At 37.8% G+C, this 11,967-nt stretch carries 8 protein-coding genes; 4 read left to right on the top strand and 4 right to left on the bottom strand.

Annotated elements, in window-relative coordinates; translation table 11 throughout:
* The first annotated feature begins 209 nt into the window (after window positions 1-209).
* From iscB to EO93_RS09685, 3 genes are all read left to right on the top strand, one after another.
* Window positions 210-1,526, top strand: a complete 1,317-nt coding sequence (gene iscB, locus EO93_RS09695; protein ID WP_082107620.1) for an RNA-guided endonuclease IscB — start codon at window positions 210-212, stop codon at window positions 1,524-1,526.
* A gap of 120 nt (window positions 1,527-1,646) precedes the next feature.
* Window positions 1,647-2,714 carry a non-hydrolyzing UDP-N-acetylglucosamine 2-epimerase gene (gene wecB, locus EO93_RS09690; protein ID WP_048162278.1) on the top strand — a complete coding sequence of 356 codons (1,068 nt, stop codon included), beginning with the start codon at window positions 1,647-1,649 and terminating at the stop codon, window positions 2,712-2,714.
* Window positions 2,711-3,673 carry a glycosyltransferase family 4 protein gene (locus tag EO93_RS09685; RefSeq protein ID WP_048162276.1) on the top strand — a complete coding sequence of 321 codons (963 nt, stop codon included), beginning with the start codon at window positions 2,711-2,713 and terminating at the stop codon, window positions 3,671-3,673. The genes wecB and EO93_RS09685 overlap by 4 nt, the downstream gene beginning before the upstream one ends.
* 138 nt (window positions 3,674-3,811) lie before the next feature.
* Here the strand turns inward: EO93_RS09685 and EO93_RS09680 are convergent, their stop codons facing one another.
* The gene (locus EO93_RS09680; protein ID WP_048162274.1) at window positions 3,812-4,939 is read right to left on the bottom strand and encodes a hypothetical protein; all 1,128 of its coding nucleotides are present in this window, start codon (window positions 4,937-4,939) and stop codon (window positions 3,812-3,814) included.
* A 217-nt stretch (window positions 4,940-5,156) separates the two neighbouring features.
* On the opposite strand from EO93_RS09680, the gene EO93_RS09675 reads away from it, so the two are divergent.
* A complete protein-coding gene (locus EO93_RS09675; protein ID WP_048162271.1) occupies window positions 5,157-6,590 on the top strand; it encodes a flippase in 1,434 nt (477 codons plus the stop codon).
* Between the two features lie 271 nt (window positions 6,591-6,861).
* Here the strand turns inward: EO93_RS09675 and EO93_RS09670 are convergent, their stop codons facing one another.
* From EO93_RS09670 to EO93_RS09660, 3 genes are all read right to left on the bottom strand, one after another.
* The gene (locus EO93_RS09670) at window positions 6,862-8,154 is read right to left on the bottom strand and encodes a glycosyltransferase (RefSeq protein WP_048162269.1); all 1,293 of its coding nucleotides are present in this window, start codon (window positions 8,152-8,154) and stop codon (window positions 6,862-6,864) included.
* Window positions 8,155-8,663: 509 nt separating this feature from the next.
* On the bottom strand, window positions 8,664-10,040 hold the full coding sequence (locus EO93_RS09665) for a mannose-1-phosphate guanylyltransferase/mannose-6-phosphate isomerase (RefSeq protein WP_048134624.1): 1,377 nt from the start codon (window positions 10,038-10,040) through the stop codon (window positions 8,664-8,666).
* Window positions 10,041-10,457: 417 nt separating this feature from the next.
* Entirely contained in the window at window positions 10,458-11,525 is a 1,068-nt protein-coding gene (locus EO93_RS09660) for a NosD domain-containing protein (protein ID WP_162198694.1), read from the bottom strand.
* Between the last annotated feature and the right edge of the window lie 442 nt (window positions 11,526-11,967).

Below are 11,967 nucleotides of genomic sequence, written 5' to 3'. Positions count from 1 at the left end.
CTTAAGTATTAATTTACTACGTTGGATTTGTCATAACACCTACAGGTGCTTCCTCAGCTTGTAGCTCTGTTGTATAATATTAAAAGTTCTGTCGGGTAGGAACGGTGTATTATGCTTAACAAGCATTTCCAACATTAGCGAGAGGAGACACGAAAGTGCGTTACCGGAAGCAGGATTCATCTTACTTCTGAGATAGGAGAAATTCAATTATGATCTTTGTATTAAACAAAAACAAACAACCGTTAAGCCCCTGTCATTCAGCAGTTGCCAGAAAATTGCTGAAAACAGGAAAAGCAGTTATTCATAAAAAATATCCATTCACAATTCGACTAAAAGAGTTGAAAACCTCTATAAATAAAGTTGAATTCCGATTAAAAATAGACTATGGAAGCCGACATACAGGTTTAGCTATCTTAAATGGTTCTAAAGTAATTGGGCTTGCTCACATCCATCACAAAACCAGTATTAAAAGCAATATGGATAACCGCAGAGCAATGCGGAGAACTCGACGAAATAGAACAACCAGGTATAGAAAACCCAGATTCAACAACAGAAAACGAAAAGAACATTGGCTTCCCCCATCCCTGCAAAGCAGGGTAGACAACATCCAAAATTGGGTTAATAGACTGCAAAAACTGTGTCCTTTGACTCATATTTCATATGAAAATGTTAAGTTTGACACTCAGCTAATGCAAAATCCTGAAATTTCAGGTATTGAATATCAGCAAGGAGAACTTCAGGGGTATGAAGTCCGAGAGTATCTCCTTGAAAAATGGAATAGAAAATGTGCATATTGCGGAGCAGAAAATGTTCCGCTTGAAATAGAGCATATCATACCAAAAGCGAGACATGGAACGAGCAGAGTTTCCAATTTGACATTAGCTTGCAGAACCTGCAATGAAGCAAAAGGGACTAAGACAGCAGAAGAATTTGGGTATCCTGAGATTCAAAAACAAGCAAGGAAAACACTAAAAGACGCTGCACTTGTCACAGCTACAAGATGGAAAGTATATAATGTTCTTTCCAAACCTGCACTCAATATCGAGTGTGGCACAGGTGCAAGGACGAAGATGAATAGAATACGGTTGAATCTACCCAAAGATCATCATTTTGATGCAATTTGTGTTGGTGCTTCAACACCAAATAAAATAATATTCAAAACAAACCAGGTTCTACACATAAAAGCAAAAGGTAGAGGATCACATTGCAGAACCAATCTTGATAAGTACGGATTTCCGAGAGGGTATCTGAGTAGACAAAAGAGTTTCTTTGGATTCCAGACAGGAGATATTGTTAAAGCAGTTGTGCCGAAAGGAAAATACAAAGGAATTCATTTTGGTGCTGTAGCTTGTAGAAAAACAGGTTATTTTGATATTAAAAATAAAGAAGGTGTTAGAATAGTGCAGGGAATCAATCATAAATATTGCAATATTTTGAGTAGAGCAGATGGATACGAATATGCCACAGAGCATTTGGAAGTTGACGGAATTCCTCCTATGACTAAAGTCATAGGCGTCCTTCCTTAATTTATCGTGAAGATTGGAAATTTAAATAAAAATTAGAGATTATATACTTCGCTGGCAATGGTAATTAAAGTCAACTACCCACTAAATCTAAAGATTTAATGGGTTTCCTGTTGAGGTTTTATGAAGATTGTATCAGTAGTCGGTGCCCGCCCTCAATTTATAAAATGTGCTCCTGTGTCCCGTACCATCCGAAAGCACCATGAAGAAATACTTGTCCACACAGGCCAGCATTATGACCCTGAAATGTCCGAGGTCTTTTTTGAAGAACTCGATATCCCAAAGCCGGACTACAACCTTGGTATAGGCTCGGGTACCCAGGGGGAACAAACCGGCAAGATGATTCTAGAAATAGAAAAAGTACTTTTGAAAGAGAAACCAGACATCATGCTTGTCTATGGAGATACAAATTCTACACTTGCAGGCGCACTTGCTGCTACCAAGCTGCACATCAGGGTGGCACATGTGGAAGCTGGACTGAGGTCTTTTGATCGGGCCATGCCTGAAGAGATTAACAGAGTCATAACCGATCACATCTCGAATATACTATTCTGCCCGACTGATACTGCAGTGATGAACCTGAAAAATGAAGGCATTACTGAAGGTGTATACAATGTTGGGGATGTAATGGTGGATGCCCTTAAGTATAACCAGAAAATTGCAGAAGAAAAATCAACGATTTTACAGGATCTTAATCTCAATCCAAAAGAGTTCCTTTTAGCAACCGTACACCGTGCCTCCAATACGGACAATATAAAAAACCTCTCATCAATTGTCGAAGCCTTTTCTGATGTAGAAACGACAATAGTGTTTCCAATGCATCCAAGGACCAGAAAATACCTGAAAGAATACAATTTGTGGGAAAAAATCCTTAAGAACACAAAAGTAATCCCCCCTGTTGGCTATCTTGACATGTTAAAACTCGAATCAAATGCCAGAAAAATACTCACCGATTCCGGAGGGGTACAGAAAGAAGCCTATATGCTGGGAGTGCCCTGCATAACCTTAAGAGATAATACGGAATGGGTAGAAACAGTTGAAGAAGGCTGGAATATACTTACAGGAGCAGATTACGAGAAAATCAAACATGCTATTGAAAATTTTGAGGGCACTAAGAGAAGAAATGAAGTATTTGGGGACGGGAACGCAAGTGGTAAAATCTCTCAAAAAATGAACTCTGGGAAAACATGAAGATACTGCACATAAGGAATATTGCAAATGTAGCATATAATCTGTCTCTTCAACAAAAAAAAATGGGCCATGAGGTACGTTTATTTGAGATAACTGAAAATTATACCAGCGAAAATACCGATATCTCTCTAAATCTCCCGTTAAAATATTCAAAAAAAGATATTCCTCGCCGTTTCCAGATCATATCGAAAAACCTTGTAGAAATCACATTGAAAGAGAAATTTGATATATTTCATCTTCACGATGCAGGAATATTTCCCCAGGATATAGACATACCGCTTTTTTTTAAACGTTTCGGCAAAGTTGTTGTCCACTGGCACGGCAGTAAATTAAGAAATAATGGCAGAATTTTTGGATCAAAATTCGCAGATGTTGAAATAGTTTCGACCCCGGATTTACTTGACTATTCACCGGATGCTATATGGATTCCAAACTGTATCCCCTGGCACGGGTTAAGTAAAGTCAATCGAAATGATGATAAAATCATAATCGGGCATGCTCCAACAAACAGATTCTACAAAGGTACAGAATATTTTCTGGAAGCCATGGCCCAGCTCAAAAAGGAATATCCAAATGTTGACTGCTTATTGATTGAAAATAAACCCCATAAGGAAGTAATGCAATTGCTTCAGACCTGTGATATAGTTGTTGATTCTGTTGGTTTTTATGATAAAAGACAGGTCGGATGGTATGGTGTTCTCACCAATGAAGCCCAACAGATGGGAATTCCATGCTGTACATGGATTAAGCCTGGATTAGAACCTTATCTGGAAGAGCCCAGTGGAATAGTAAATGTTACAAAAGACAATCTAAAGCAAAGATTGGAAGAATTAATACGTGATGAAAATTTAAGGGAAAATCTTGGAAGAAGCGGAAGAAAATACGTAGAGAAAGTTCATAATAACAAGGTGCTATGTCAGAAATTTCTCACATTATATAAAAGAACAATCTTAAAATAAATGGCTCTTTTGTGCCCTCTGCTGAATGCAGGACATATTAAAGAGAATTTAAAGAGAATTTAAAGAGAATTTGAAGAGAATTTGAAGAGAATTTGAAGAGAATTTGAAGAGAATTTGAAGAGAATTTGATGATAACAGTTAATAGGTTAAATCTTGACAAACCTGCAAAGCTCTTGATTCCCAGGTATGTAAAGGCAAGATTTCAATGATTTTGTTCCTTTTTTCTTCTAACTCATTGCGATCATTTAGAAGTTTGTTCAGCAATATGAGAAGACTTTTTTCGTCATAGGGAATTGCCCATCCAATTCCATTTATTTCTACAAAATCTCCTGCTGCAGTTCCCTTTGTTACAATTAGAGGTTTACAATGAGAAATATATTCAAAAAGTTTTATTGGCATTGCAAAATCCCGATACTCCACATTTTCAAAAAACATGCTTGCTACATCAGCCTTTTCGTAGAGGGAAAACAAATCATCCCCACTTAGATGTACGATGTTAATGTTGGGTTTTAATAGATTTTCATAATCGTTAAGACTATTCTGCCATTCATTTTCCCTGCAACAAATAGTTAAAGATATTATGGGAATTTCTCCAATAACCTTTACTAACTTACGAAGATCGTAAAGGTTGCCTATCCCCCCAACGTACAGAACATTAAAAATAAAATTGTTTTTATTATTAGTAACATGTCTGCTCGAAGGATACATAAAGGCACCTGGGGGCAGAGACTTAATTACAGGAAAGTCAAAAGCCAGGTATTTAGCCATTTTTTCAGAAGGTAAATACAATACATCAAGGTATTTTTGATAAACAACTAAATCGAATCGATACATTATATTAAGAACCAGTTTTTTTGCAAAGGGTCTATCTAAAAGTTCTGGAAATCTCCAATAGATATCCCTGTAAAACAGACCTATTGGGATATTGTTCTTTTTACAAAAAACAAAAAATCTGAAATCCAGAAATGGATATTTCACAGCGTCTTTTACACCATAAGCTAGCGATGTGGGATAGCTGGAACTTTCCGAATAAACAAAATCATATTTTTTACCTTTTTTAACATTTTGTTTAATCAGATTTATCTGTCTGAGTCGCTCAGCTCCGGACCCCATAATCACGTCAACTTTGCAACCTAATGACTTAAATGCTTCTAACATCCTCAAGGGACGAATTTGACTTCCAGAAGGGGCTGAAGTAATTAATTTCCAGGGGATATGGAAAATAACATTTAAATTTTTGAGATTTATATCGCCTTTATTATCCATATGATTCCTTAATAATTCAGGTTCTAGCTTAAAACAATAATACACATATATCAAAAAAGTTGTGGTATATAAGAATTACAAAAATGAATACAGTTGACGGCTGTATCCCGCCATTGATATAAAGGGGATCAACCTTCAACGCTCCAAATCAGTTATATATATTGAACCTGCAAGTAAACAGAAATCCTTCGACTATTAAAAAGAATGGTGTGGTTAAGTGTCCGAACTTAAAAAATTCATCTCTGATATAGGAGTGACATTTTTTGCTTCTGCCGTATCTATGCTTTTAGGATTTCCACTATCAATCCTTATTGGCAGGTATCTGGGGGCTGGAGATCTTGGACTTTATAGAATGGTAAACACCATTTTCGGGATATTAATCTTATTTGGTACGGTTGGACTGCCTGCAGCTGCAATCAAATACGTAGCTGAATTTTCTGGAAACCGCCGAAAACAAGAGGAATTCATCTCTTCGAGTATTATAAATAGTTTGGTTCTAGGTATTCTGGCTCTTAGCTTAATGTATTTGAGTGCTGGCTTTTTAGCAGACTTTTTCAATATGCCAGGATTGGATGATTTACTAAAAATCCTGGCCTTTTCGTTACCTTTTGCGATCCTGAACAGTGTAATGTTCGGACTCCTTACAGGCTTTAGGGAGATGAAAAAGCAAGCTGCAGTAACTATTGCAAACGGAGTTTTTCTGCTACTTGGTACATTCCTACTCTTTTTTAGATATGAAGTGAAAGGCACAGTTGCTGCCATAGTAATTTCTTCCTTCATTACAACAATAACACTGTTATATGTACATAAATGGGGTAAACTTAGTCCAGCTAACTATCTAGCTACAAGCCGAGAGCTGTTTTCATTTGGATCCAAAACATTTATTTCAAATGCGATCAACATTGTAAATTATCAGGCTGACGTGCTCATGATAGGTTATTTCCTATCAGCAACAGATGTTGGGGTTTATAGTGTGGCTGTAATCCTGGGAAAGATCCTCTGGATGCTTCCCGATACTATCCAGAAAATTACCTATCCGATGATTTCGGAATACTACGCAAAAGGAAAAAAGAAAGAAATTGAAATGCTTGTAGACAAGTGCATGAAATACAGCTATCTTTTTTTGATATTCTCCAGTACATTCCTTGTATTTTTTGGGAAGGAAATTTTGACCTTAATCTATGGAAACGAATTTGGAAAAGCGTATTTCCCCCTGATTATATTACTGATTGGAATCTTATTTTACGGGACGACAAAATCCATAGGCTCCATTTTTGCAGGTATCGGTAAGGTTCAGTTAGTGTACAGAATCCCCCTTGTCTCAGCAATCATAAATATTATCTTAAACGCTCTCTTAATTCCAGTTTATGGCATTGCAGGCGCTGCTTTTGCCACAAGTTTTTCTCTGATCATTAGCATGGGACTGATGATTCACTATATGAAAATGCTACTGGGAATAAGCTTTGATACCCAATGGTACTTTGGAATCTTTGGAATCTCAAGCTTATTGAGTATAATATATCTGATGAGTTCCTCTAATCTTCTTTTGGGGCTTATTTCGATGATACTGCAAGCAGTAATATTTTTCAAATATTATATCCATTCGGAAGACAAACAAAAAATAGTTTTATTTTGCAAGCAAACATTATAAAAAAATCTCACATTATTTCATTCACTCGCCGCGCAAGGCTTGAGCCCACCGGCGTACAGTAGATAAAAACAAACTCTATGACCAGTGCTGGGAGCTCTAATACCAAAATATCAACCATGTAGCAGGGGACGACCAGAAAATGAGTTCACATAAATATTTTCACGGAATTTTAAAAAGAAGGTTATTGATGCGGTTTTGTCCTGACCGAATTGTCACTTATTTTTAAAACATGAGACACGATCTGTATACGTTTAGAATTTTGAAACTTAGATCATAGCTTTTTTAAATCCTGGACAAAAATTTCAAAATTTTTATTGGAATTATATTTATTTTCCCAGTTATCTCTACTATTTATCCTTTTAACCATGGCTTCAGCTTCATTTTCCATCATGCTGCATATCGCTTCAGCAATCTCTCTCGGGAACGGGTTTTCACTTAACAATACCCCAACCTCATTGGATACTATTTCAGGTGTACCCCCAACTGCCGTAGCAATAACTGGAATTCCACAACTTTGGGCTTCCATTATTGAAACGGGAATCCCTTCGGAAGCACTTACATTGACAAAAACATCCACACAATTATTTTGATAATATGCGATTACTTCTTTATTAGGCAAGTGGCCTATAAATTTAGGAATTACGTTTTTGGGCAAAAGAGAATCTGCAAGATTTTGTAAATCCTTTTGAAGAATTCCATATCCTATATGTGTCCATTCAAATGTTCGGGAACTTTTGATTTTTCCAAGCTCTGCAAGAGCCTGAATCAACAGGTCTATCCTCTTTACAGGAACAAGGTAGGAGCAAGATACAATTCTAAAAATGCCATCAGAGGATGCCTCTGTTAGGAAACCCAGGTCATTCACCCCTAACCTGTAGACTTTACAGATATCTTCAAACATTGGATATTTATCTAAAACATATTTTCTCCCGTGGTCCGAGATTAAATAAAGCCTGTTCAAATACTGAAATACCTCTGGGCGATGAGGAATGTAAGGTGGGACGTGTCTTTCACTATAAAGATCAAGACCATGAGCTCTTGAGACGATTTTGAGAGATGGAATCTTCTTTTTTACCATCGAAACTCCGGAAGTTGGCAGAGACAGCCAATAAGTATAAAAGACTGTAGTTGAAAAGTCGAAGTTATGGGTTTCAATGTACTTTTGAAGCCACCTTTTTATAATTACAGTGTTGCCGAAAAAAATAACAGAACTTTTGAACAAAGAGATCTGGAAAAGAATTTCTGGCTTGCTAAGAATTTCTCTGTAAAAGTCGGTTGAAATAAAAGCATTTAATGCCAGTGAAATTTTATTTCGCACGCCCTTCAGAGGCAATTGTTCATTTAATAATGAATCCTCAATTTCAATGTTCTCTGGAAGCTTCCTATTTACTCTTTCAAGTAAACTTGGAAGGGACTGTGGAATCAATATGACTTTATCGAATGATCTACTCAGAAAGAGGATTTCAGAATCTAAAAAAGATTCCGCCACATCTCCATATGGATAGGAGGAAGTAAATAATAACAAAAGATTATTCTCTTTTTGATCCTTCTCTTTTTGATTCAAAGTTTAGCCACCATTATAAGATCTGCTAGCAGTGTGCCTGATTTCTTAAAAATTGTCTCTATACACATTCATCTTTTTTTGATTAAAGCTCTATCACTATTACCCTTTTCCTGTGATCCACTCTGATAACAGGACTGGGGGTGGGTTGTTACCGCATTTTAGTACCCATATCAAGCGTATGGCTCACACTAATCCCAATATAATAATGGGTGCTATTTTGTACGTTCTCCTGCTCTTAAAACTTGACCCCAATATCCGCAGTGAAGTTATAAAGATAGGGAAGCAGATGGAATTACAGTAACCCCGAAAAAATAAAAAATCCTGAACACATCCGCCATCCTCGGAGTAAAACTTCCAAAAAGAACAAAAATATCTCAAAAAATTATATCCTTGTTAAAAGTTTATTGGAAGGACGAATCACATGATTCCCGGATCTTGTGATGCCTTCACCTTTGAGGGACCGTCCCCCCGACCCTGACATCTTAAACGTTGAACCAATAGCCTTTCTCTCACTTCCTCCCATAAACATCATCAAACCTGACAATGTCCCCTTCGTTCACAAGCTCTCCTAACTGTACCTCGATAATCTCAAGAGGGATTTTTCCGGGATTCGACAGCCTGTGCTTTTGTCCTGCTCTGATGAATGTGCTTTCCCCGGGTCTAAGGAAAAACTGCTTTCCATCCACTTCCACGCAGGCCATGCCTTTTACAACCACCCAGTGTTCACTCCTATGGTAGTGCAGTTGCAGGCTTAACTTATGGTCAGAGAGCACAGTAATATTCTTGATCTTATGACCGGGGGAGGCGTCGAGCAGTGTGTATGAACCCCAGGGCCGGTAGACTGTTTGCCCGACAAATGCTCTTTCGTCTTTCCTGACCTTGAGGTCGGAGACTATTTCCTTTACTTTCTGACTGCTGGATTTGGGACATATTAACAGGGCATCGCTCGTGTCAACAATAACCATGTCTTTAATATCGATAAGGGAAACGATTTTACCGCATTTCGAATAAACCAGATTCCCATCGGAGTTAAGAAGCATGGGATCGCATTCATGGATCACGTTTCCTACTGAATCCTTTTCCAGTTCATCATAAATTGCCTCAAAGTTTCCAAGGTCGCTCCATTTCTGGCCCAGCTTTACAACAGCGACTCTATCTGACTTTTCCATTATGCCATAATCAATGGAAACCTTATCCACACCCGCATAAATATCATTAATATTGCCCCCTTTCTCAAAGCAGGCAAAAACCGAAGGCGAGTGCTTTTTTACTTCTTCAAAGAAGAGCCGCGTCTCAAAGAGGAACATCCCGCTATTCCAGAGGCAGCCTTCCTCAATGTATTTTTGTGCAGTTTCTAAATCAGGTTTTTCTCTGAATTCCGAAACCCTGTAACCAGGCTCGCAGGACTCTGAGGCTTTAATGTAGCCGTATCCCGTATGAGGGAATGTAGGAATAACCCCGAAAGTGACCAGATAATCCGAAGCCAGCTTTTCAGCTGAAGAAATCGTTGCCATTGCAGCTCTGTCAAGCACATGGTCGGAGGAAAATACCCCTACGATTGAATTCCCGAATTTTAATTCAATCTCCTTCATTCCAAAGAAGATTGCTGGAAGGGTATTCCTGCCCTCAGGCTCGATCAGGACATTCTCGGGAGGAATTGAGTATCCTATTTCTTTCATCTGTCCAATCACGAAAAATTTCTGGGCTTCGTTCGTTACAACAAAAATCTCAGAAATATCCGAAACCTCAAGACATCGAAGAACTGTCTCCTGAAAAAGTGAGGTGTCACCAAATTTTAAAAATTGTTTGGGATACATTTCCCGGCTGAGAGGCCAGAGCCGGGTCCCTGAGCCGCCTGCAAGAATTATTGACTTTATGCCTGTCATCTCCCTGGGGAATTTATTTGAAAAATATTCAATAAGAGTATAAAAACTGTCAACATTGTCTTGACAGAAAGGAATTATAGATATACTGTGGAATAAGGTTATTTTTAGGACATAATTATTTTCTGAATATAATTTTTAATAGAATAGATTACTTTTAGAATAAATTACTTTTGGAATAAATTCCTTTTGAAATCGGATTTTTAGAATAGGATTATTTTTGAAGTTAGATTATTTTTTAGCAGTATATGATAAGAAGTCAATATATAACCTTTGGCTTTGAGATCACTGAAACAAAATAAGTATATCAGACTATCAAACAGGAAAAAGGTGAACAGATCGTCCATTAATTATAAAAAATATAGATATGATAAAACTCAAATCAATTGATGAAAAGTCAAATGATGGGCTTCCTCGAGCTCATTTTACGTCATCATCTCTTGTAAGCTCGTCCCTGCCCCAACCCATGACCCTTTTTATGATAAATATTCCGAGAGAGAATACAAATAAAGCAAATCCCAAAAGAGAAAACGTAAGGGAATGACCACTGCTTTGAAAGGCCTGAGGGTGCCGGATAAGAGGCATATAATCGATATTTCCTTCCCCCAGGTCATAGGAAGCATCGCAGAAGCCATTGTCATCCATATCTTCAATAACGCACAGGGCCGTACTTTCAGGGCCAGTCCAGTAATTTCCGCCGAGATATGAACCCCCTACAATATTAATCTCCCTCTTAAGAGTCATATTCCAGGCATTTTCTAAGTTGACCCCTTTATAGCCAACATTTTCGGAGTTCTGAAAATAGTTATCGTAAATGAGGTTTTTACTGCTGTTTGAGAGCATAAGACCATACTCTGTGTTAAAATGCAAAAGATTTCCCTTTAAGCGGTTTTCATCAGAAGCTTCAAGAAAAATTCCTTCCAGACTGTTCATATTTACCTTGTTATTGATAATCCAGTTGTCCTGTGAAGCATTGAGAAAAATGCCCACCTCATTCTCAGAAACATCATTTAGATTCAACATATTAGTTGTAGAAGATTCGAGATAGATTCCCAGGCGATTACTGGAAAGATTATTGTTGCTTATCAGAATTCCCTGCGTATTCTCCAGATAAATGCCAGCTTTTTGAGTCTCATTAGCGCCATTTATGGAAAAACCACTTATAGTTACGTTATTTGCAATTACATGAAATACATGATCATCAGGGTTTTTTGCCGTTACAATGTTTGTATCAGGCCTTCCGGAGATTGAACGAACGGAAATTTCTTTGTCAAGATATATATTCTCCATGTAAAGCCCATTATACACATAAACCGTATCACCAGCCTCTGCTGCATTCACAGCCTCCTGAATTGAGGCAAAGTCCTTATTGTCATCACTCCCCACAGTGATCCTTCTGGCAGCCACAGAGCCTGAGCTGAGCAACAAAAGTGCAAAACCTATTGCAAAACAGATTTTTACGGATCTTATGGTTTTCAGTAATATCACCTCAAAGAGATCGCCCCTATCACCCTGTTCCCCGTATTCAAAAGGGGAGATACCTTCAGAAAATCAAGCCTGGAGTATGCAGATCATAAAAAATAATAATTGAATAGTAATGTGAACTACCCGCTAAATCTAAAGATTTAACGGGCTTCCTGAGTCATTCTTCCGGTTAATTGCCAGAAATCATACAGGCTCATCCCCATGTTCCGTGGGTGTCAGCGGTTTGCTTGAGCTACGTTTCGGTTTCCCGATTTCTCAGGCACTAACTCAGACCCTCTAAATGCCGTATTAACTGGTGCAATTCCTTTAGCCTTATTCTCGCAGTAAGAAATTAATATATAATTGGTCGGAGAAGATATTAATGGTTGCAGATAACGAAAACGGAGGGAGTTGACGCTGATATTCCCTCTGCTAAACATATAGGGGTTTTACGCTTCGTTATATA

The sequence above is a fragment of the Methanosarcina sp. 1.H.A.2.2 genome, from assembly GCF_000979975.1.
Lineage (GTDB): Archaea > Halobacteriota > Methanosarcinia > Methanosarcinales > Methanosarcinaceae > Methanosarcina.
Note: the sequence above shows the minus strand (reverse complement) of the source record. Positions and strands in the feature narration are given on the sequence as shown.